Genomic DNA, 21,412 nt, shown 5'->3' with positions numbered 1-21,412 from the left:
GTTCTGATGGAGGCATGACCAGGTTCAGTATCCAGGACATGTCCCGGCAGAGCGGGCTCAGCGAGCCGACGCTGCGGTACTACGAGGAGGTCGGCCTGCTCGGGCCGATCGCCCGCGACGAGAGCAGCGGGCACAGGAGGTACAGCGACGACGACCTCGACGCGGCGCAGGTGCTCTCGTGCCTGCGTGCGATGGGCGTCGGCATCGATGACATGCGCACGTACCTCGCCAACAGGCGTGACGGCCACGAGAAGGCGGCCGAGCAGCGGGACATCCTGCTGCGACACGCCGACCGCGTCGAGGAGCAGATCGTCACGCTGCGCACCCACCTCGACTACCTCCGGGCGAAGGCGGCGCTGTGGGACGCCCGCGACCGTGCCGACGCCGCTGCGGAGGCGGAGGCGCACGTCGAGCTGGAGGCCGTCCTCCCTCGTCTCGAGGCGGTGCTGCGATGAGCGGCGCGACGGTTCTCGTCACCGGTGGCACCGGCTATCTCGGCACCCGGCTGATCGCCGACCTGCTCGCGTCCGGCGTCGAGGTGCGCACGACGGTGCGGAGCCTCGACCGGGCCGACGAGGTGCGGGAGGCCGTGCGGCGCGGCGGCGCGGATGATGCCGGGCTGACGTTCGCTGCGGCATCGCTGACCGACGACGACGGCTGGCCCGCTGCGATGGCGGGCATCGAGGACGTCTACCATGTCGCCTCGCCGATGATCCAGGCGGACGACCCCGACGAGGTCGTCGTGCCGGCGCGCGACGGGGCGCTGCGGGCGCTCCGCGCCGCCCGCGACGCCGGAGCGCGGCGGGTGGTGCTCACCTCGTCGTTCGCGGCCGTGGGGTACTCGCCGAAGCCCGTGCGCGACTACGACGAGTCCGACTGGACCGACCCGGCCACGCCGGGGCTGCCGGCCTACCCGCTGTCGAAGACGGTCGCCGAGCGCGCCGCGTGGGACTTCGTCGAGCGGGAGGGCGGCGACACGGAGCTGGTCGTCGTCAACCCGACCTGGATAGCCGGGCCGACCCTCACCGCCTCTGCACGCTCGTCGCTCGCGCTGTTCACCGGCATGCTCGACGGCCACCTGGCCGCGGTCCCTCGGCAGCGGTTCGGCATCGCGGACGTGCGCGATGTCGCCGCCGCTCACCGCGCGGCCATGGCCACGCCGGGCGCCGCGGGAAAGCGCTACCTGGTGCTCGCGGACGGGCCGACGATGACGTTCCTCGACGTCGCGAACGTGCTCCGGGCGGAGCTCGGCGACCTGGCGCGTCTGGTGCCTACCGCGGAGCTGCCGGGGGAGGAGCCCGCTGCGCTCGTCATCCACAACGAGCGGGCGAAGGCGGAGCTCGGGCAGCGGCCACGGCCGGCGCGGGAGACGATCGTCGAGACGGCCGTGAGCCTCCGCGACCTGGGGATGCTTGCTGCCACCTCCAGCTAATTGAGGTATCCTCACAATCAGAGACGAGGGCGAGTCGCGCCTGGCGGCAACGGCCGGCGACTCGCCCTCGCACCGCCGAGACGTGAGTAATCGCGGGTTGCGGAGGTCCGAAACCCGCGATTCCGCACGTCTGGTGCGGGCCGGGGGCCGGGGGCCTAGACTCGCACGGCTCGCAGCGCGAGCCAGGCGGCCGTCCGGTCGTCCGCGTCGGCGAAGGACAGGCCGAGGAGGCCTTCGATGCGCTGCACGCGGGTCGCCAGGGTCTGCCGGTGGATGCCGAGCCGGTCGGCAGCCGCGCCCCAGGCGCCGTTCTCCGCCAGGAACACGCGCAGCGTCTCGAGCAGGTCGCCGTGCGCGCCTGCCGGGTCGCGGAGCGGGTCGAGCAGGCGGGCGAGGCGGCGGTTGTCCGCCTCGGGCAGGCGGTCGAGCACGAAGGCGATCGTCGGGATCGAGCTGTAGTGCACGACGCGACGGCCCTCGGCGCGCGCCGCCTCCAGGGCCTGAGCGGCCTCGCCCGCGCTCGCCGCGAGGGCATCCGTGGGCGCAGACACACCGAAACCCAGGAACAGTGCCGACGAGTAGGCCTCCACACGCGCGCCGACCTCGTCGACGTGGTCGTCGCGGAGGAAGCCGGTCACCACGCCGTGGGCCTGGGTGAGGATGTGCGCGGCGCCGAGCTCGTTGAGCCACAGCGAGACGAGGCGCTCGACGTCGACCGACGCGGAGCGGGCGGTGAGGGCGAACGCCGTCAGCGTCGTCTCGTGCACGCCCCACCGGCGCAGCAGGGAGGCGGCCGGCTCGCCTCCCGCGAGGAGGACCTCCATCAGCACGCCGCGGCCGAGGCGTTCGGTGCGCGTGGGGTCGTCGGTGCGCAGCACCAGATCGAGGAGGGCGGCGGTCTGCGAGCCGAGCTCTCGCGCGCGGCTGGACGACTCGGTGCGGGGACTGACGATGAGCTGGGCGGACAGGTCCTCGCCCGGCCCGACGGCGTGCACCTGCAGGGAGCGGTGACGCACGCGCACCGGGCGGCCCAGCGCGACCGCGACCGCGTCCTGCACGTGGAGGCCGCCGGCGCCCGCCGTCGTGATCACCTGGCCGTGCCGGTCCAGCAGCACCGCCCAGCCGTCGATGCGGTGCGCGAGCTCGGCGACCACACCCGAGACGCCGCCGCGCCGGGCCGCCAGCGTCAGCACCTTCATGGCGCTGGTCACGGCGCGGTCCTCTGCGGCCTGGTCGACGGCCAGGAGCGCGGTGAGCGCGGGGAGCAGGACCTCCTCCGGCTCCGCGGTGCCGACGATGGCCGTGATGCCCGCCTCCTCCAGCAGGGCGAGCGCGCCGGGGTCGTCGCTGTGCGTCACCACGACCGCGCTGCGCAGGGCGGCGGCGCGTGGGTCCTCGCCGCCGAACACCGCCGCGATCTCGGGAGCGGAGGCCACGACGAGCGTCGCGAACGAGGCGCGTCCGACCAGCGAGAACTCGCTCAGCCGCACGACGCCGTCGACCGGCGTGCCCGTGTCGACGTCGCCGACGAGCAGCCGACCGTCGAGCGAACGGGCGAGGGAGGCGATATCGCGGGACACGGGACGATTGTACGAAGTGTCGAATCCCAAGCCAAACTTCACACTTTCGGTGAATGACACCTCGCGAAGCCGACTCTTAGCATCGAGCGAGTACCGCACACGAAGGAGTACCGATGCAGGCCGTCATCTTCACCGAACCGTCCGCTCCCATCGAGGTCGCCGAGGTCGACCTCGCGGAGCCCGGCGCCGGCGAGGTGCGCGTCCGCATCGCAGCGGCCGGCGTCTGCCACTCCGACCTGCACGTCAAGCGCGGCGAGTGGGACGCACCGGCCCCGCTCGTCATGGGTCACGAAGGCTCCGGCGTCGTGACCGCGCTCGGCGAGGGCGTCAGCTCGCTGGCCATCGGCGACCACGTCGTGCTCAGCTGGGTGCCGCCGTGCGGCGAGTGCCGCTACTGCCGCTCCGGCCACGAGGCGCGCTGCCAGAAGGTGGCGAGCGTGGTCGCCCCCAAGGGCGTGCTCTTCGACGGCACCTCCCGCCTGTCGCGCGACGGCGAGACCATCCACCACTACCTCGGGGTGTCCTCCTTCGCCGAGGAGGTCGTGGTCCCGGCCTCCGGTGCGGTGAAGGTGCGCGACGACGCGCCCCTCGACATCATCGCCGTCGTCGGCTGCGCGGTCGCGACCGGTGTCGGCGCCGTGCTCAACACGGCCGCGGTCGAGCCGGGCTCCACCGTCGCCGTGATCGGCTGCGGCGGTGTCGGCCTCAACGTCGTGCAGGGCGCCCGCCTGGCCGGCGCCGAGCGGATCGTCGCGATCGACGTGCTGGCCGACAAGACCCAGATGGCGCTGCAGTTCGGCGCCACCGACCGCATCGACGCGTCGCAGGCCGACGCCGTCGAGCAGCTCTTCGACCTGATCCCCGACGGCGTCGACTACGCCTTCGACGCGATCGGCCGCACCTCCACCACCGAGCAGGCCATCCGCATGCTCGGCCTGGGCGGCGCCGCCGTCATCGTCGGCCTGCCGCCGACAGGGGCGAAGGCCTCCTTCGAGCCGCTCGTGCTCGCGGAGGCCGACCAGCGCATCCTCGGCTCCAACTACGGATCGGTGCGCCCCTCCATCGACATCCCCGCCCTGGTCGACCGCTACATGGACGGCCAGCTCAAACTCGACCCGCTGATCTCGGGCCGGCGACCCCTGGCGGAGGCGGCCCAGGCCTTCGACGACCTCGAGTCCGGCTCCGTGTTGCGCACGCTCCTCATCCCGTAGTCCCGCTCCACCCGACCCCCCACCCCGAACGCCCCGAACAGACTCACAGGAGAGCCATGTCAACCACCCAGAGCAAGGCGGCAACGCCGGCCGCCGACGCCGGCCTGCGGCACGGTGTCATGAGCGGCCCCGAACTGGCCGCCCAGGCGATCGCCAACATCGCCCCCAGCGCCGTCATCGCCTTCACCGCCGCCGCGATCTTCGTCGGCGCGGGGAACGGCACCATCTACTCGTTCCTGCTGGCCACCATCGTGATCCTGTGCGTGGGCTACTGCGTCGTGGTCTTCGCCCGCAAGCACGCGTCGGCCGGCTCGCTCTACACGTACGTCGCCAAGGGGCTCGGCCCGACCGGCGCCTACCTGGCCGGCGTCACGCTGGTCATCGGCTGCTGGGGCATCGCCGCAGGCTCGCTGGGCGGTGCGGTGTCGTACTTCAACCAGTTCCTGGTGCTGCTCGGAGTCCCGGCGGGAGGCGCGGGCTGGTACATCGGGCTCGCGATCGTCCTCGGCGGCCTGGCGACGCTGTTCACCATCCGCGGCATCCGCCTCTCGGCCCGCGTCTCGCTCGTGCTCGAACTGGTGTCGGTCACGATCATCACGATCCTGCTGATCGCTGCGCTCGTCTGGGCCGGCCCGAGCGCCTGGGACCCGGCGCAGGTGATCGCGCAGGGCTCGTCTTTCCAGGGCGTCGCCGCCGGCATGGTGCTCGGCATCCTCGGCTTCGTCGGCTTCTCCTCGGCCGACGCGCTCGGCCGCGAGGCCAAGAACCCCTACACGGCGATCCCGCGGGCCATCATGTGGAGCGCCGTCGTCGTCGGCGTGCTCTACGTGTTCGCCGCCTACACGCAGATCGCCGTGCTGCACGAGCACCTCGCCACCAGCGCCAGCCCGCTGGAGGACATCGCGAAGCTGATCGGGATGCCGTCGTGGTTCGCACCCATCCTCACCTTCGGCGTCGGCGCCTCGTTCTTCGCCGTCGTGGTCGCCCCGCTCAACGTGGTCGGCCGGGTCATGTACGTGATGGGCAAGGAGGGCGTCCTCCCCGAGCGCTTCGGCCGCACCCACGAGCGTCACCTCACGCCGCACCGCGTCCTCCTGGTCGCCGGCCCCGCCGCGATCCTGCTCGACGTGATCCTGCTGGCCGTCGGCGCCAACCCGATGGACATCACGGTCTGGGTCGACACCTACGGCACCTACGGCTACATGGTCGCCTACGCGCTGGTCGCGATCGCCTGCATCGCCTACACCCGGCGCGCGGGCATGCGGAACCGGCTGGTGTGGGTGTGCGCGGTCGTCGCCGTCGCGGCGATGGCCTACGTGTTCTTCGCCAACGTGTGGCCCGTGCCCGCCTTTCCGCTCAACGTGATCCCGTACCTCTTCCTGCTGACACTGGTCGGGGCCGTGCTCTGGTTCGTCTACCTGAAGCGGCGCCGCCCGGAGGTCATCCAGAACATCGGCAACACCGAGACGGACGCGCTGGAGGGAGTCGGCTAGTCCCGGCCGGCCATCGACTGCCCGCACCGGCCGCCCCCCTTCGGCCGGTGCGGGCCCTTTCGGCTATCGGCGCGGCCAGGACCGCCACGCCAGCACGCAGAACGCGGCGAGCATGAGCAGATCCGCGGCCACGGCGAGCGGCTCGAGGCGCAGGAGGCGCGCGAGCGGGAAGAGCACGGCCGCTGCACACAGCAGGCCCGCCGTCCAGCGCGGCGAGAGCCGAGTCCTCCAGTGCAGGATCCCGAGGATCAGCAGCGCGAACGGGAACACCGGACCCGACAGCAGCAGCACCGCTGCACCCCACGGCGGATAGTCCGCGAACGCGTCCAAGGCCGTCCGGTCTGCCACCCCGAAGACCCCCTCGAAGAAGCCCTGCAGACCGAAGGCGATGGTGCCGAACATGCCCAGCAGCACCAACAGCAGCCACAGTCCCGCGATGCGTGGCAGCAGCGGGCGCAGCCTCCCGTACTCGCCGAGGAGGCCGTACACCCAGGGGACCGTTGCGACGGCGATCAGCATCCCCCCGACGATCCCGTAGTGCCCGCCGACCCAGAACAGCGGGGAGAGCGCGAAGAGCGCCGGCCCGACGACGAGCCCGAGGGACTGGAGTCGCGCGATCAGCATGCCGGGATGGTACCGCGGGGGCGTACGGGTGGGAGCGGGTGTTCGCCCCGCCGGAGCTCCGGCGCGACGGCGGTCGCGCGCGGTTTCACAGGCACCGGCACACCGCGGCGGAACGCCTCCCTAACCTGGGCTGAAATGTTTCCTTTTACGCTATTGTTGTTCACATTCTTCCTAGTGCGTTCACGGTGGGCGCCTTGAAGTAGTCCTCAAAGGAGCAACGATGCGTATCTCTAAAGGGTTTGGTCGGGTTCTGTCGGCCGCGCTAATCGTCGTGTTGTCGACGACCGGCGCAACCGCCGCATACGCCGACGATCGCGGCGCGACCTCAACCGAGGTCGTACTGAATGACGAGTCCCGCGCCGTCGCAGCTACGTCGCGGTTCGACTCCCGGATTGCCGCGGGTACCGATCGCGACCTGCTGATTCTCCTTTTGACCGGCACGGGCCCGTTGGCCGAGGCCCACCCCGAACTAGCGCGAGAGTTGGGTTTCTCAAACGTGCCTATGCAAACAAACGAGGAGGGTCTCTCGCTCGTCACCGAGAAGTTCATAGTTGAGTACCCCGACTATGCGAGCACGTGGGCACCAGCCATCAAGAGCGGGGATCCGATCAAGATCAACCGCGGCCTGAACGGTTTCATGATGGACTTCATCAAGTTCGTCGAAACTGATGAAGTGTTCAGCGAAATCCGCGCAAACGCCGCGACGAACCAGTTCACGGTGCGAGCAAGAGGAAACCTGGTCTGGGTCTGGAACGCCGCCGTTGTTGCAAATGCCGCGGTGGTCGCGACGACCGTCGGTGTAGCAGCGACGATTGCCGCCGCTGCAATGGCGATCGCGCTCGTCGGGGGCGTCTTCGTGGCCTACCTGGACGACGTCGAAGGTTCGAGTTCGCCGATGGATATGAATCGCCTTCGCGAGAGCACGGTAAGGGCGCTTGCCTCCTAGCGTTCAGTTGCGAGTCACGACCGCGTTGCGAGAGAAGGTCGCCTCGGCGATCTCGGCCACCGCTCTCGTTTCGATCATTGCTCTATCTGCGTTCCTGTCCGCTGACAGCACTGTGTTGTATCCCCGAGAGCAAGAGGGAGATCCGCTCCGAAAGCATCTGCTGCCCCTTTTCCCTCAGTCGTGGCCCTTTTTCACCAAGCCTCCCACCGACTGTGAGTACGCTGCCTACTCCGTGGACGGGTCGAGCGTCGCGAAAGCGACGAACTTCCCGAACTCGCTCGCTAAAAATGGATTCGGTTTCGCTAGAACGCAACGAGCGCAGGGACCGGAACTGGCAAATCTAGCGATGAGAGTCCCTCCGGGGGCCTGGACCGAATGCGTATCAGTCGCCGGTGATTGTGTTGCGGCGGCGAGTCAAGATCCAGGGCAATCGATCGAGAATCTCTCCAACTTTCCTTCGTTGTGCGGAAGCCTCGTTCTGGCCGAGACCGAGCCTGTGGATTGGTCATTCAGAACTGAATACAACGGCTGGCGAGTCGACACGCGCGCTGTGAAGGTTGATATCGATTGTGACTAGCCATATCTCCACTGGTCTCAACTCGGTCGGGAAGCTGTGGGCCGTTTCTCCTGCAGTCGGGCTAGGGCGCTCGATCGTCGCGCTCGCTCAAGCAAGCGTGTTGCTTTTCTCGGATACGCGGGGCTTCTTCGTACCCGTGGGCGACGCAACGTTCGAATCTGCGTGTGCCGACTATCTCGGACAGATATCACTCTTCTGCACGATGGACTCGCAACAGAGCGCATCCATCCTGACAATATTGGTTCTCCTTGCCGTCGCGTCCGGAGTCCTTCCTCGATACACGTGCCTACTTCATGCCTATGTAAGCGTGTCCTTCGTCGGAGTCCTGTCGCTGCCAGACGGCGGAGATCTCATTGCCGCCAACATCACGTTGTTGCTCATCTTCGTCTACCTGGGCGATTCGCGAGTGTGGCACTGGATGCAAGGCGAATCCAGATCCATCACGTGGCGCGGCATCTCGAAGGGAGCCCAGATCGCAGTGCGTGTCCAGGTCGCGTACATCTACTTCGATAGTGCAACAGCGAAGTTTGCCGTCGAGACGTGGGCGGAAGGGACGCAAATGTACTACGTCACTCGCCAAGAGATGTTCGGTGCGAGCGGTCTAGTCGGGCAGGTCGCGCGCGACTTGACCACGCATCCTGTTATCACGCTTGCGTCATCGTGGGGCGCAATCGTCATCGAGTTGTGCATCGCGATCCTCATCTTCGTCCCCAACAAGTTCGCCGCTCGGACGGCAATCCTGATGTGCACGTTCTTGCACGTCCTAATCATTGCCCTCATCGGGCTCGGAAGCTTCGGGCTCATCATGATCGGCGTCGTGATCTGTGCCGTTGGATCGAGGTTCTGTCGACTGGAAGATGTCGTTCCCAAGGAACTCTGTACGAGGATACGGGAACTCATTCGTCCCAGGTCGATCTCACGCCGCCCGTCACCCCAAGGGGGCTCACTTGTCTGACCGGAACGAACTGCGGGTGACGGCCGACTCGCTGATCGTGCGGCCGCGTGGCTGGGATCGTCTGTGGTGCTGCCGACGTGAAGTGGTCGTCCCACTGACGAGTATCACGGACGTGCGCATCGAGCACGCTCCGAGCAGAATCCCCACCGGATGGCGTGGGCCCGGGCTGGACTTCATGGGAAAGCTGTCCGGCACCTTTCACCCGAACGGTGAACGGCACTTCTGGAACTACTCGGGCTCTGGCGATGCTCTCGGAGTCGCCATCGACCAGGGGCAGCACTTCCAGCAGCTGTACCTCTCGGTGGGTGACGCCGAACGCTCGAAACAGGCTCTTCTGGATGCTCTCTCTGATCGATGACGGGCGGACCGGTCCCTCACGTCTCGGCGTCACCCCCGGGGGAGGAGCGGCGTCAGCATCTCGACGATGAGCTGGGCGGAGGTGCTGAAACGGTCGGTGGGGTCGTGCTCCAGCTCGCTGATCTCGAGGCCCACCACGCGCTCGCCGGCGAGGGTGCGCGCCGTCGCCGCGACCGTGTCGATGGTGAGCCCGTCCGCCACCTGGAAGTCGGTGGGGACGATGCCGGGCCGCAGCACGTCGGCCGAGAAGTGAACGAAGACGTCGCGGCCGGCGATCGTCGCGGCCAGCTCCTCCTGCAGCCGCGGGCCGGTGGCGACCTGCCGGATCGGCGAGTTGGCGATCACGTGCTTCTCCGCCCTGTCCAGGTCACGGGCGCCGAGCAGGATGACGTTGGACAGCGCGAGCCCGCCGCCGTGGCCCGACGACCAGAGGCCGGTCGCGCCGGCGAGGGCCATCCCGCTCAGGTCGCCGGTGCGGGTGGTGCCGGGCGTGTGCAGGCACGGGTGGGCGCCCATCCACACCACCGCGGCGTCCGGGAACGCGCGGGCGACGGCGGGGAGGGTGGCGATGGCCGCGGCGTTCCTGGTCACGCAGAAGGCGCTGAACCGGCTGCTCTTCAGCGACCGCGCGGCCATCTCGCCCAGCGCATCGAGCTCGGGCCGCGACTGTTGGAGGGCGGCCCGCCAGCCGAGACTGCGCGCCGGAGCGGCCGATCCCTCGCCGACGACGGATGCCGGGGTGTCGAGGCGGCGCCCGAGCTCCAGCGCCAGTGCGAGCGTGGCCTGCCTGGCGCGGTCGTTGTGACCGGAGACACCGTCCACGAACGCGGTCACGGAGGCGCGTGAGGGGGCGCCGACGTCCGGCGGCCGCGAGGCAGCCGCGGCCGGAGCCGAGGTGAGGTCGACGACGGAGTTCATTTCAACCGGCGCCTTTCGGGTCAGCGCGTGGGAACGATGGAGTCAGGTTATGTGCAGTCGGCCGGCTGCAGCCCCACCCAAAAGTGGTGCCGCCCGGGTGGGGTGCTCGGGGCGCCCGCCCCGGCCCCTCTGCGCCGCGCGTCATCCGCCACGGGCCGGCTCTCCCGGCCGGGAGAGATCGAGGACGGGGTAGACGTCGCTGAACGCGGCGTTCAGGCCCCCGAGCAGGGCGCGCAGGGTGTGGCCGCCGCTGGGCAGTGCGTGCATGGTGACGTTCATGCCCGCGGCCTTCGAGGCCTCCGACAACTCTCGAGCGACACCGAGGTAGTGCGGATCGTCCACGCAGGCGGTGAAGACGGCCGTGGTCGTCCGCAGCTGCTTCCCCGACAGGATCGCGAGGGGCTTCGCCCGGTCGTAGGCGGCCTGGTCGGAGGCGAACAGGTCCCGGAGCGACTGCTTCGGGTTCGTCGATCCCGGGAACTCCTCGCCGGAGACGTCGACGATCGTGCGGAAGAGGTCGGGACGCTTGCTGCCGATGGAGATCGCGCACTGACCGCCGTTGGAGTAGCCGGCGATGGTCCAGAAGCGGTGATCGCTGAGCACGTTCAAGTGCGAGCTGATGAACGCGGGCACATCCTCGGTCAGGTAGGTGTATACCTTGCCGAAACGGGCGGAGTCGAGGTAGCCGGTGTCGTCGCCTCCCGGACCCAGCTGGTCGGCGACGACGACGATCGGGGCGAGACCGTGGTTGTGCTGTGCGAACGCGTCGAGCACCTGACCGACCGGCCCGGGGTCGGGATTGCCCGGCTGCCCCATCAGCATCACCACCACGGGCAGCCGAGGAGGATTGGAGGTGCGTGCCGCGGGCGGCAGGTAGATCCCCGCGGAGCGCGCGTGGAAGCCGCTGGCCTTGGCCGGGATCTGCACCGTGCCCTGCTCGCCGGTCTGCGGCATCCCCGCGGGCGGACGCCAATGCGACCAGAGGGAACCGACTTCGGGGGAGGCGCCGTGGGCCGAGGGCGGTGCCAGGCGCACCGGATGCGGGACGACGACGTTGAGGAGGTTGCCGACGGTGCGGTTCAACCCGAACGCGGCGTTGATCCCGACCACGCCGCACACCAGGAACACGACGACGGCGGCCGAGGCGACGATCCGCCGCCACCAGCGGGTCCGGTGGAGCGACACGACGGCGACGGCCACCGCCATGCAGGTCGCGGCCGTCCACAGGTAGGTGGCGATCCCCAGCGACCCGCCGAACAGGTCGAGCCAGCGCACGCAGACCAGCCAGAGCAGCACGGCGGAGGCGCCGCCGGCGACGACCGCGATCGCGAGAGCGCGCAGCCACGGGCGGGTCGGCGGCCGGAGCAGGAGCACCACCAGCGCTGCGGCGCCCAGCACGAAGACGGCGATCGGGAACAGCCCGTCGAGGATGTCGAGGGAGAGGAGCGCGTCGATCATCTGCGGGGTCAGCCCTGTCCGCTGAGGCGGCCGGCGAGCTGTGCGTCCGGCTTGGGGCGGTGGAGGGCCTGCAGTCGCACGAGGTCGCGGAATCCGAGGGTCGGAGCGTAGGCGTGCGCCAGGGCCGGCCCGATCCTGGGCAGCTGGGAGTGGCGCGGGTAGAGCATCCACAGCGGGCGCGGCTCCGGCAGGAACTTCTCTTTGAAGCGGCGCAGCGTGCGGAAGCCGTACGCGGGCTCGAGCAGCCGCACAACGCTCGCCGACAGGCGGGAGAGGAGTGTGCGCTGCGTGCCGTGCGGCGCGAGCGGGGTGCCGGACAGGCTGATCTCCTCCAGGCCGTCAGCGATGGCGCGGAGGGCCGTGGAGACGATGAGGAACTCCATCACACCGGGCATCGCGCGGTCGTCGCGGCGCATCACATCGAGCGTCCAGCCGTGCAGCTCGCCGTCGCGAAAGACCGGGAGCCAACTCGTGACGCCGTGCACGCGGCCGTTGCGATCGACGGCGAGCATCAGGAAGGTGTCGGGATCCGCGAGCTCGTCCAGCCCGCCGAGCGTGAAGGTCATCTCGGGCAGTGACGTGCCAGAGCGCCGCGAGGTGCAGATCGACACGACCTGGTCGCGGAGGGCGACGGGCAGATCGTCGTAGCGGTCCCAGCGGGCCTCCACTCCCTCCCGCTCCGCGCGGTTCATCGCGGTTCGGAGGTCTTGGCGGCGCTTTCCGGAGAGCTGGAAGCCCGCCAGCGGGAGCACCGCCTCGACCCCGACGGGGACTCGCGCCCAGCCGAGCGTGCCCGCGAGGTCGGCGACCTCGTCGTGAACGCTGTAGAACACGGGGACCCACCCCTGCTGTTCGCAGTGCGAGGCGAAGCCGCGCACGGTCTCTGTCATGCGATCATCGTGGCAGATGGGGTCGGACACGGTGAACGCGACGCCCCGGCTGACCCGGTAGGCCACGACCGCCCCGTCGTCGGCGAACCAGAGCGAGTTGCCGTTCCAGGTCGCCATGTGCGCGAGCGAGCCGGCGCCGGACTCGCGCGCCGTGAGGCGGAGGAGCGCTCGATCGGCCGGCGTCGGAGTCGGGGCCTTCTTGCGCAGCAGGGCTCGTGCCGTCACGGCGAGCACGACCGCGGCGACGGCGGGCAGGAGGGCGACGGCGAAGAGGGTGACGGTCCACTCGATGTCTTCCGGGGTGAGAGCGGTCCATTGCAGGCCGCCGTCGTCGCCGACCAGCTCGACCGCCGTCACCGTGAGGACCACGGCGACGACGACGAGCACCACGAGGGCGAGGGCGAGGGTGCAGCGGCGGCCGTTCAGCACCAGCAGCGCACTGGCGATGAGAGCGAGCCCGACGGCGGCGGTCAGCTGCGGATCGAGCGTGAAGACGACAGCGGTGCTGACACCGGCGGCGTACGGCGCGACGAGCGTCGTGATGACGCTGGCCCCGACCAGGATGAGGACCGCGCTGACGGAGCGGCGCAGCCGCGCCCGCGCCGAGCTGCCCCACCGCCATTCGCTCGTGCCGCCCAGCCCGATGGATCCGGCGAGGATGCCGAAGACGACGGCCAGTACGCGCGCGACGTCCGATGCGTGCCCGTTCGCGAGCATCAGTGCCACCGCGCCGCCCACCGTGAACCAGCGCAGCGTCGTCCGGGTCCGCGGCTTCATCCGGGCACTCGCCGCGCCGAGCAGGGCGGCGGTCGCGACCGACGGCGCCCACAGCGGATGCTGCAGCGCCTCCGTCGAGAACGCCTCGCCCAGTCGCGACACGGCGGTCAGTGCGCCCCACGTCGCCAGGAGCGCGGCCGCGGTGCTCACGGAGCCGGCCAGCAGGGCGACGAACGTGCCGAGGAGCCGCTCGGCCAGTGTCATCGCCGCGACGAGCACGATCCAGAAGACGAAACCGATCCACGGCGCGGGGAACGCGGGCTCGTTCACGGTCTGCAGACGCAGCGCCGCCGCCCCGATCGCGAAGATCGTGACGGCGATGGTGGCGGGGTACTGGAGCAGGACCGACGCGTGCCGGGCGATGGTGGTTCTCACCCTCTCAGGCTGGCAGTCCGGCCGAGCCGGCGAATCGGCCGAGCAGCGGATTGCTCCCGCCGGTCGGGTGGTCCGCATCCGTCGCAGGGATGACCCCGCTCGCGATGGCCCGCCGGTCGTCCGTGTGCGGCCACCAGTCGGCGGGTGCGTTCCGTCGGGGACGGCTTCGACCATGGAAGGGAGGCGTTCGCTCCGGGGCGCCGTCGATCCGTTCGGAGGACCAGACCATGCAGACCAGGGACGTCACGCTCATCGCCGACCTGGCGGAGTCGATCCGCCTGGCGTCGCCGGTGCAGAAGGACCTCCAGGCCGCCGAGCTGATCGGCCACCTGATCGGCTCGCAACCGGATGCGCTGTACTACCTGGTGCAGACGGTCATCGACCGGCAGCAGCCGCGCGAAGGTGCGACCGCCGACACTGCGGCCGGAGCGGCCCCTTCGGACGGGACCTTCCGCGGGCTCGTCGGGCGGTTCGGCCGCAAGTGAGGAGGACGGTCGGGGCCTTCGTCGTCGCGCTCGTGCTGGTGCTCCTCACGGGCTGCGGCCCGGCGCAGCCCGACCGGACGGACGGTGTGGGCGACGGGCTCGTCCTCCCGTCGCTCTCGGTACGGTACCACGCGCTCGACCCGTACGCGTACGGGTACCGTCTGGAGGGCGCGACCCGCAGGAGCATGCGGGACGCGCACGCGGGCCGGCAGCACGTCGCGGTGCCCAGCCGTGACCGGTTGCGACTGCGGCTGGTCAGCGGCTTCCGGGCACGCGTGCTCTACGTCGGGACCTTCGAGCGCCTGGACGCGCACGGGGGCCCGGCCGACGGGGGCGACCAGTACGACTGCCTGACCGGGCCGGACTGCCGGCAGACCCCGCGGGCGGGGAGCCTCTCGATCGAGGTGCCGATCCGGCCGACCACCCGCGCGGTCGTGGTGCGGTCGCGCTTCGAGCTTCCCGACCATGGGACGCTCGACGTCGTCTGGAGGTTCGAGCTGCGGCAGACCTGAGGCCGGCTCGAGCGGGCTCAGCCTGGCTCAGCGCGGGCTCAGCGCACCGGGAAGCTCACCTGAACGGCGAACCCGCCATCGGGTTCGGGGCCGGCGGAGAAGTCCCCGCCGAGCAGCTCGCTGCGTTCCCGCAGGCCGACCAGACCGACCCGCGACCCGGGGAGCCCCAGCGGCCGGTGAACGGCCGGGCCGTTCGTGATCTCTGCGCCGACCGCGTCGCCGCCCTGGTGCAGCGCGACGGTGACCGGGGCGCCGGGAGCGTGCTTGCGCGCGTTGGTGAGCGCTTCCTGCACGGTGCGGTAGATGGCGCGCTGCACGGGGGCGGGCACCTCGGGGGAGAGCGTGCCGGTCAGGGTGACCTCCATGCCGCTGTTCGTGATGAGCGTCTGGATGTCGGCCATGGTCGGCTGCGGCGTGAGTCCGGGGCTCGACGAGCCCGCCATCCGCAGGACGGCGACCATCGTGCGCAGTTCGTCCAGCGTCGTCACGCTCAGCTCGCGGATCGTCTCGGCGCCCGCGCGCCCCTCCTCCGTCGTGGCGGTGACGCGCAGGGCCGCCGCCTGCACGGCGATGAGACTGACCTGGTGCGAGACGACATCGTGCATCTCCCTCGCCAGCTGCGCGCGCTCGCGGGCGAGGAGCGACTCGGCGTAGAGGCTCTGCTCGTGCGCCTTGGAGCGCCGGATCTCGACGAGCTGACGGGCCAGGTCGCCTCGTGCCTCCACCAGCTGGCCGAGGATGACGGGCGTCGCCGCGGTCGCCAGCTGGTACACGAAGTAGACGAACACCCCCACCTGATCGACCTTCTCCGCGCCGGCGAACGGCCACGGCAACGCGCTCGCCACGGCGAAGAGCGCGGCGCAGCCGACCAGCAGCCAGCGGTTGCGCGTCCTCCGCGACAGCGTGAAGAGGGCGATCATCGGGGCGGCGACGAGGCCTTCGGACAGCGTCGCCGGGATGGTCAGCAGGAACACGATCAGGGGGAACCGGCGCCGCAGCAGCAGCACGCCGCACGCCAGGACGATGCCGGCGATCTCGATCGGGGGAAGCGGCCGGTCGCCCCAGGCCGCCAGCACCGCGTCGAGTCCGGCGAGCAGGACCGCGAGCACATCGATGACAGGGGCGGGGAGGCGCCGCCACAGGGCTGCGATGCGGCTCACGATCCGGCCGACCCTCCCGCTCGGTCCTGCCGGTCGAGGAGCCCGGAGCGCTGCGCGGCCAGCGCCGCCTGGACGCGGCTGCTCACGCCCAGCTTGGCCAGGATCGCGCTGACGTGGTCCTTCACTGTGCCGGCGCCGAGGAACAGCCGCTGCCCGATGTCGGTGTTCGAGAGACCTTCGGCGACCAGGACGAGCACGTCGCGTTCGCGGTCGGTGAGCAGTTCGACGCGGGCCGCCTCCTCGTCGAGCACGCTCGCGAACGCCGGGTGGTTCTGCACCAGCGACTGGGAGGCCTTGGGCGAGAGGACCACGCCGCCTCCGGCGAGCACCCGCACGAAGTCGGCGAGCTGGCGCGGCTCGGTGTCCTTCAGGACGAAGCCGGAGGCGCCGAGCCGGAACGCGGTGAGAATGTATTCGTCCGCGTCGAAGGTGGTCAGCATCGCCACCGCCGGTCGTGGGCTGATCCGCCGGATGCTGTTGAGCACCGCCAGGCCGTCCACATCGGGCATCCGGATGTCGAGCAGGAGGACGTCGGGCTTCTCGGCCTGGATGACCTGGAGCGCCTCCCCTCCGGTGCCAGTGCCGACGACGGAGATGTCGTCCACGGAGTTCAGGATCAGACTGAAACCGGAACGCACCAGTGCTTCATCGTCGATCACGACCACCCGGATCACGCGGACCTCCTGTCGCTCTCGACCGCACGCCGACCTCCCAACGCTACCCGGCAGACGCCGGTGCCCGCAGACGGCCGGTCGGCCGGATCACCCCGCCGATCGACGGGGTGATCCTGCCGGGGCGTGCGCGGCCTCGCGGCTCGCCAGGCACCGCTCGCGCATTGCGAGGAACAGCGGCAGTGCGAAGGCCAGGGCGACGAGCGGGATCAGCACGATGTAGATCCAGCCGCGGCGCAGGCCGATGCGCCGCGACTCGATCGCCATGAAGACGGCGGCGGCGACCGCCGCGACCAGCACGTCGACCGTGAGCGACAGCACGGCGGGGCCGCTGCCGATCCAGTCGCCGACATAGTCGCGGTGCGTGGCGATGGCGACGATGTTGCAGGTCCAGGTGCCGATCAGGCCGAGGATCGCGAGCACGAGGTAGGTGGTCGCGCGGCCGTTCCAACTTCCGTTCCCGTGGCCGCTCCGTCGGCCTGTCGACGCGGCCGTCACCGGCCGGCTCCGACCGGGTCGGGCGCGCGGCGCGAGGCGGACTGCTCGTGCGGTCGCGGCCTCCGCCCCGTGAGGATCACCAGCACCCCAGCGATCACGCCGCCGAGTGTCAGGGCCCAGCCGCCCCAGAGGTACACCCCGCTCGGCCGGACGATCGATTGGCCGGCGAGCGCCTGGAACGTCACGAGGGCGACGGTGCCGGCGTACACCGCCGTCGCGACGATCACGAGCCGCAGGCGCACGCGGTCGTCGGCGAGCGGGCGCCAGTGTCGCCCCGCCCAGCCGAGCAGGATCGCGAAGAGGGGCAGCAGTTGCAGGGCGTGCATCCCGACGAAGTGCGGGATGCGCAGGTCGCCCGCCACGGTGCTCCAACCGAGCAGCGGGAGGCCGGGGCCGCCGTCGGGGAGGCCGACCGTGTGTGCTCCGGCGATGCCCTGGAAGTCGTCGAGCTGCTGCGACGTGGGGCCGGTCATCAGGTATGCGAGCCCCATGCCCGCGAGCGCGATCACCGCGCCCGCGCGCACCGCGAGCGTCGTGGACGCGGTCGGCAGGCGCAGGAAGAACGCCGCGATCGTGGTCAGGAAGGTGCAGACATAGAGCACGGTGATCGAGACGGCCATCGTCGCCCAGATCGCTGTCGCGAGCGGCGTCGAGACGTTGAAGTGGCTGGTGGTCCCTGCGGCGGCGGCGCCGAGGATGAGTGCCTGCTCCACGATCAGCGCGAAGGCGATGACGGTCCCCGCGATGTGCGCGGGGCGCCGCCAGCGCGGGAGGTGGGCGATGAGCCACGCCCAGGTCACGCTGTAGAGCAGGATCGAGATCGAGAACTTGAGGGGCTTGGCCCACACGTCAAGGCCGGTGACCTGCCGGGGATCGACGAGGAGGCCGACGAGACAGACGACGGTGCTCACGAGCATCAGCGTGGCGACCGTCATCAGCGGACGGTGCCACGCGAAGACGGACTTCATGGCGTTCTTCTTTCGGTCGTGACGACGGCCTGCGCCATCCGGCGCAGACCGAGTGCGAGGGTGTCCCCGAGCACCGTGCCGACCACGACCAGCTCGGTCATGCGCGCGGGATCGGGGAGGATGCCGACCGTGTCGAGGTCGGCTTCGGCCTGCAGCCGCGCGGCGGCCGCGTAGCTGTCGAGGTAGTCGTCGGGCAGCGGGAAGCCGGCGTTGTCGAACGCGTCGATCACCTGGGCGGCGATGCCGCGGCCGATGTTGTCGTCGCAGTCGTGCCAGCCGGCGCGGGCGATGAGCGCATCCACCCGCTCGAGAGCCGGTGCGCTCGGCGGGGCCACGTCCGGTACAGCGGACCGGGAGACCGCCTGCTGGGCGGCGTCGAACGCGAGGATGACCGGGGCGTCCGGCTCGTCGAGCGCATCGAGCACGGTGCGCACCGCGGCGATGGAGAGCTTTCCGACCTCCAGCATGGCCCGGATCAGCTTCAGCCGGCGCTCGTGCTCGTCGGTGTACTCCGTGCGATTGCCGCCGACCCGCTCGCCGGCCCGCAGCAGGTTCTCGCGCACGTAGTACTTGATGGTGGCGGCCGGCGTACCGGTCCGCTCGGAGAGTTCAGAGATGAGCACGCGCTGATAGTACCACTACCGGTAGTGGTGCTACCAGTGCGGAGCGAGGCGGACGAGCGCTTCCAGCCGTCCTCCAGGGTGACCGTCCCAATCTGTGTAATCACTCAGAAACACGATCGCGCTCTGCCGGAAATAGCGGGTCCGTAACGTCCTTCTCGTCGATGGAGCCGCGTCCTCAGCATCTCCGGCTGACAGCGGGGCCTCGGCCATCCCCCTGTGTCGAACGAGGAAGGCCCCACCCGAATGCACCAGAAACCCAGGCGACTCGTGCGCCTCCTCGCGGTCGCCGGCGCGACCGCCGCTGGCCTCGGCCTCGCGCTGAGCGCCGCCGTGCCCGCCATCGCCGCCCCGGCGAAGTCCAGTGCCACCGTCTCCGCACCCGCGTCCGTCACCGAGGGCGACACGTTCGATGTGACCGTGACCCTCCACGGGGCGGTGGACGTCTACGGATTCGAGGCGGTCGTCGCCTTCGACCCGGCCGTCGCCGCCTACGTCGACGGAAGCGCCGTCGCTCCGGCAGGCGGGTTCGACTCCGTCCACACCGGCACAGGAACCGTCGACCTGGCCTCCACCCGGCTCGGCACCTCTCCCGCGCTCTCCGGGGACGTCGCCTTCACGCTGAGATTCTCGGCCGTCGCCGCCGGCTCGACGGCGTTCTCGCTGAGCGCCCTCTCGCTGGTGGACGCCGCCTCGACGGTCACGGCGTCGACGAACGACGCCTCCAGCCCGGCCGTGACGGTCGAACCGGCGGTGGTCACCACCCCGACACCCACTCCCACGGCGAGCACGGACCCGGCGGGCGGCACCGATCCTGCGGACGGAGCCGGCTCCACCGCCGCCACCTCGGCCGATGACCTCGCGTCGACCGGATCGGATGTGTTGCCGTTCGCGCTCGCCGCGCTCGCCCTCCTCGTCGTGGGTGCCGCCGCCGTGCTCGTGGTCGTGCGCCGCCGCCGGACGGGAGACGCCCGATGATCCCCACCCGCCGCCTCAGAAGGAGCACCGCAGCCATGCAGACCCGAAGCGCCCGCCGTCGTGCCGGCGCAACCGCCACCGGTGCCGTCGCCGCACTCGCCGCGCTCGTCGCCACGGGCGTCGTCGCCCCCGCCGCGACCGCCGCCCCGACGGTCGCCTCCGCCCCGGCGGCCGTAGCCGGTGCGTTCCTCGCGCCGTACTACACCGCCCTCGATCTCACCGGTGACCAGCAGGTGACCACGGCCGACCTCGAGGTGCTCGCCACGCACCTCGGCGAGACGAGCGCCTCCCCGGGCTGGCCCGCGGTCGCCGCGGCCGACGTGAACGGGGACGACGTGATCACCGTCGCGGACCTCTCCGGTCTCGCTCAGCGGATGATCTACGATGACGGCCCGTTCGAGCTGGTGGAGGCGTCCGCGCTCGAGATGCAGGCCGCCATGAACGCCGGCGTGACGACGTCGGTGAAGATCACACAGGGGTACCTGGATCGCATCGCGGCGCTGGACCGCACGCTGGTCGACACCGGCGCAGGGGGTCGTGCGCTCAACTCGATCATCGCCACCAACGCGCAGGCACTGACGATCGCGGCCCAGGCCGACGCGACGCGTGCGCAGAAGGGCATGACCAGCCCGCTGCTCGGCATCCCGATCGCAGTCAAGGACAACTACGACACCGTCGACATGCCGACCACCGGCGGCTGCGGCTGCTGGGACGGCAACCAGACGAGCGACGATGCGACCATGGTGAAAGGCCTGCGCGCGGCCGGTGCCGTCATCCTCGCCAAGGCCAGCCTCGACGAGTTCGCGTACGGCTTCGTGTCGGAGTTCTCCTCCGGCCAGGACGCGGGCAAAACGCTCTTCGTCGCCAGCCCGCTCAACACCGCGAAGACCGCCGGCGGCTCCAGCGGTGGAACCGGCGCGGCCATCGCGGCCAACTTCGCAGGGATCGGGTTCGGCACCGACACCGGGGGCTCGATCCGCGTTCCGTCGACGTACAACTCGCTCGTCGGCATCCGCCCGACCGTCGGGCTCGCCAGCCGGGAGGGCATCATCCCGCTCGCGCTCAGCCAGGACACCGGCGGCCCGATCGCGCGCAGCGTCACCGACGCGGCCATCGCGCTCGACGCGGTCACCGGGGTGGATGCGGCCGACCCGATCACCGCTGAGCAGACCGGCCGGGTGCCGAACTCCTACACGGCGGCGCTCGACCCCTCCGCGCTGAAGGGCAAGCGGATCGGCATCGTCACGTCGATGCTCGGCAGCAACGCCACGGTCACGCGGCTATGGGCCGACGCCAAGGCGACATTCGCCGCGCAGGGCGCGACCGTCGTCGAGATCACCGCGGTGCCCTCGGCCTTCACGGCGACGCTGAACGAGGGCAGCGGAAGCACGAACGAGTTCAAGCACGACCTGAACGTGTACATCCAGAACCACCTCGACCCGTCCGTCACGAACCGCTCGATCGCCGACATCGTGGCCTCCGGCAGGAACGTCACCTCCCGGAACGCCACGTACAACTCGAGGAACAGCGTGACCGAGAGCCAGTACCAGGCCTGGGCAGGTCCCAGCGGCACGCACACCGCGGCGATCGCGCTGGGCAACGCCACCGTCACCCAGCTGCTGAACGACAACACGCTGGACGCCCTCGTCTATCCGAGCGGCTCGCCGTACAACACCATCAGCACGAACATGCGCCTCAGCCCCAACACGGGCCTGCCGGCGATCACGGTGCCGATGGGTCAGGCGACCGCCGCGGACGCCACGGTCACCGGCGCGAACGTCAACCTCGAGTTCCTCGGGCGCGACTACGACGAGAGCGGCATCATCGGGCTCGCCTACTCCTTCGAGCAGGCCACCCATGCCCGTGCGACCGCCGCGCTCTATGGCCCGCTGAAGTAACGACTCGACGACGACACGGAGCCCCGCAC

General features: G+C 70.4%; 22 protein-coding genes. 12 read left to right on the top strand and 10 right to left on the bottom strand.

What is annotated here, in order from left to right:
- The first annotated feature begins 14 nt into the window (after nt 1-14).
- Nucleotides 15-455, top strand: coding sequence for a MerR family transcriptional regulator (locus KNO15_RS13260; RefSeq protein ID WP_241704207.1), 441 nt, complete (start codon nt 15-17; stop codon nt 453-455).
- Nucleotides 452-1,432, top strand: a complete 981-nt coding sequence (locus KNO15_RS13255; RefSeq protein WP_241704206.1) for an NAD-dependent epimerase/dehydratase family protein — start codon at nt 452-454, stop codon at nt 1,430-1,432. The genes KNO15_RS13260 and KNO15_RS13255 overlap by 4 nt, the downstream gene beginning before the upstream one ends.
- A gap of 155 nt (nt 1,433-1,587) precedes the next feature.
- On the opposite strand, the gene KNO15_RS13250 is transcribed toward KNO15_RS13255, so the two are convergent.
- Complete coding sequence (locus KNO15_RS13250; RefSeq protein WP_241704205.1) at nt 1,588-3,012, bottom strand: PucR family transcriptional regulator; 1,425 nt, start codon at nt 3,010-3,012, stop codon at nt 1,588-1,590.
- A gap of 113 nt (nt 3,013-3,125) precedes the next feature.
- Between KNO15_RS13250 and KNO15_RS13245 the strand changes: the two genes are divergently transcribed.
- Together KNO15_RS13245 and KNO15_RS13240 are read left to right on the top strand one after the other, a co-directional pair.
- Complete coding sequence (locus KNO15_RS13245; RefSeq protein ID WP_241704204.1) at nt 3,126-4,223, top strand: alcohol dehydrogenase catalytic domain-containing protein; 1,098 nt, start codon at nt 3,126-3,128, stop codon at nt 4,221-4,223.
- Nucleotides 4,224-4,279: 56 nt separating this feature from the next.
- Nucleotides 4,280-5,716: an APC family permease gene (locus KNO15_RS13240; RefSeq protein WP_241704203.1), complete on the top strand. Its 1,437-nt coding sequence runs from the start codon at nt 4,280-4,282 to the stop codon at nt 5,714-5,716.
- A gap of 63 nt (nt 5,717-5,779) precedes the next feature.
- Here the strand turns inward: KNO15_RS13240 and KNO15_RS13235 are convergent, their stop codons facing one another.
- Complete coding sequence (locus KNO15_RS13235) at nt 5,780-6,340, bottom strand: hypothetical protein (protein ID WP_241704202.1); 561 nt, start codon at nt 6,338-6,340, stop codon at nt 5,780-5,782.
- Nucleotides 6,341-6,560: 220 nt separating this feature from the next.
- Between KNO15_RS13235 and KNO15_RS13230 the strand changes: the two genes are divergently transcribed.
- The 4 genes from KNO15_RS13230 to KNO15_RS13220 all read left to right on the top strand — a co-directional run bounded on the left by KNO15_RS13230 (nt 6,561) and on the right by KNO15_RS13220 (nt 9,176).
- Nucleotides 6,561-7,286, top strand: coding sequence for a hypothetical protein (locus KNO15_RS13230; protein ID WP_241704201.1), 726 nt, complete (start codon nt 6,561-6,563; stop codon nt 7,284-7,286).
- Nucleotides 7,287-7,398: 112 nt separating this feature from the next.
- Nucleotides 7,399-7,863 carry an SdpA family antimicrobial peptide system protein gene (locus KNO15_RS23505; protein WP_374113179.1) on the top strand — a complete coding sequence of 155 codons (465 nt, stop codon included), beginning with the start codon at nt 7,399-7,401 and terminating at the stop codon, nt 7,861-7,863.
- Complete coding sequence (locus tag KNO15_RS13225) at nt 7,856-8,818, top strand: sporulation-delaying protein SdpB family protein (protein WP_241704200.1); 963 nt, start codon at nt 7,856-7,858, stop codon at nt 8,816-8,818. Before KNO15_RS23505 ends, KNO15_RS13225 begins: the two co-directional genes overlap by 8 nt.
- Entirely contained in the window at nt 8,811-9,176 is a 366-nt protein-coding gene (locus KNO15_RS13220) for a hypothetical protein (RefSeq protein ID WP_241704199.1), read from the top strand. The genes KNO15_RS13225 and KNO15_RS13220 overlap by 8 nt, the downstream gene beginning before the upstream one ends.
- Nucleotides 9,177-9,205: 29 nt before the next feature.
- Here the strand turns inward: KNO15_RS13220 and KNO15_RS13215 are convergent, their stop codons facing one another.
- From KNO15_RS13215 to KNO15_RS23140, 3 genes are all read right to left on the bottom strand, one after another.
- On the bottom strand, nt 9,206-10,093 hold the full coding sequence (locus tag KNO15_RS13215) for an arginase family protein (protein ID WP_241704198.1): 888 nt from the start codon (nt 10,091-10,093) through the stop codon (nt 9,206-9,208).
- 141 nt (nt 10,094-10,234) lie between these two features.
- Nucleotides 10,235-11,551, bottom strand: a complete 1,317-nt coding sequence (locus KNO15_RS13210) for an alpha/beta hydrolase (RefSeq protein WP_241704197.1) — start codon at nt 11,549-11,551, stop codon at nt 10,235-10,237.
- A gap of 8 nt (nt 11,552-11,559) precedes the next feature.
- Nucleotides 11,560-13,593: a bifunctional lysylphosphatidylglycerol flippase/synthetase MprF gene (locus tag KNO15_RS23140; RefSeq protein ID WP_241704196.1), complete on the bottom strand. Its 2,034-nt coding sequence runs from the start codon at nt 13,591-13,593 to the stop codon at nt 11,560-11,562.
- Nucleotides 13,594-13,820: 227 nt separating this feature from the next.
- Here KNO15_RS23140 and KNO15_RS13200 point away from each other — a divergent pair, with 227 nt between their 5' ends.
- Together KNO15_RS13200 and KNO15_RS13195 are read left to right on the top strand one after the other, a co-directional pair.
- Nucleotides 13,821-14,078 carry a DUF2076 domain-containing protein gene (locus tag KNO15_RS13200; RefSeq protein ID WP_241704195.1) on the top strand — a complete coding sequence of 86 codons (258 nt, stop codon included), beginning with the start codon at nt 13,821-13,823 and terminating at the stop codon, nt 14,076-14,078.
- Nucleotides 14,075-14,590: a hypothetical protein gene (locus tag KNO15_RS13195; RefSeq protein ID WP_241704194.1), complete on the top strand. Its 516-nt coding sequence runs from the start codon at nt 14,075-14,077 to the stop codon at nt 14,588-14,590. Before KNO15_RS13200 ends, KNO15_RS13195 begins: the two co-directional genes overlap by 4 nt.
- A gap of 38 nt (nt 14,591-14,628) precedes the next feature.
- On the opposite strand, the gene KNO15_RS13190 is transcribed toward KNO15_RS13195, so the two are convergent.
- The 5 genes from KNO15_RS13190 to KNO15_RS13170 form a co-directional block, all read right to left on the bottom strand.
- On the bottom strand, nt 14,629-15,750 hold the full coding sequence (locus KNO15_RS13190) for a sensor histidine kinase (RefSeq protein WP_241704193.1): 1,122 nt from the start codon (nt 15,748-15,750) through the stop codon (nt 14,629-14,631).
- The gene (locus KNO15_RS13185; RefSeq protein ID WP_241704192.1) at nt 15,747-16,424 is read right to left on the bottom strand and encodes a response regulator; all 678 of its coding nucleotides are present in this window, start codon (nt 16,422-16,424) and stop codon (nt 15,747-15,749) included. The genes KNO15_RS13190 and KNO15_RS13185 overlap by 4 nt, the downstream gene beginning before the upstream one ends.
- Nucleotides 16,425-16,511: 87 nt before the next feature.
- A complete protein-coding gene (locus KNO15_RS13180; RefSeq protein ID WP_241704191.1) occupies nt 16,512-16,919 on the bottom strand; it encodes a DUF2834 domain-containing protein in 408 nt (135 codons plus the stop codon).
- Nucleotides 16,916-17,887 (bottom strand): hypothetical protein, encoded by a 972-nt coding sequence (locus KNO15_RS13175; RefSeq protein WP_241704190.1) that lies wholly within the window; start codon nt 17,885-17,887, stop codon nt 16,916-16,918. Before KNO15_RS13175 ends, KNO15_RS13180 begins: the two co-directional genes overlap by 4 nt.
- Nucleotides 17,884-18,510, bottom strand: coding sequence for a MerR family transcriptional regulator (locus KNO15_RS13170; protein WP_241704189.1), 627 nt, complete (start codon nt 18,508-18,510; stop codon nt 17,884-17,886). Before KNO15_RS13170 ends, KNO15_RS13175 begins: the two co-directional genes overlap by 4 nt.
- Before the next feature lie 243 nt (nt 18,511-18,753).
- On the opposite strand from KNO15_RS13170, the gene KNO15_RS13165 reads away from it, so the two are divergent.
- Nucleotides 18,754-19,485 carry a cohesin domain-containing protein gene (locus tag KNO15_RS13165; RefSeq protein WP_241704188.1) on the top strand — a complete coding sequence of 244 codons (732 nt, stop codon included), beginning with the start codon at nt 18,754-18,756 and terminating at the stop codon, nt 19,483-19,485.
- A gap of 35 nt (nt 19,486-19,520) precedes the next feature.
- Nucleotides 19,521-21,383, top strand: a complete 1,863-nt coding sequence (locus tag KNO15_RS13160; RefSeq protein ID WP_241704187.1) for an amidase family protein — start codon at nt 19,521-19,523, stop codon at nt 21,381-21,383.
- The last annotated feature ends 29 nt before the right edge of the window (nt 21,384-21,412 follow it).

The sequence above is a fragment of the Leifsonia shinshuensis genome (assembly GCF_022606355.1).
GTDB classification, from domain to species: Bacteria; Actinomycetota; Actinomycetes; order Actinomycetales; family Microbacteriaceae; genus Leifsonia; species Leifsonia shinshuensis_B.
Note: the sequence above shows the minus strand (reverse complement) of the source record. Positions and strands in the feature narration are given on the sequence as shown.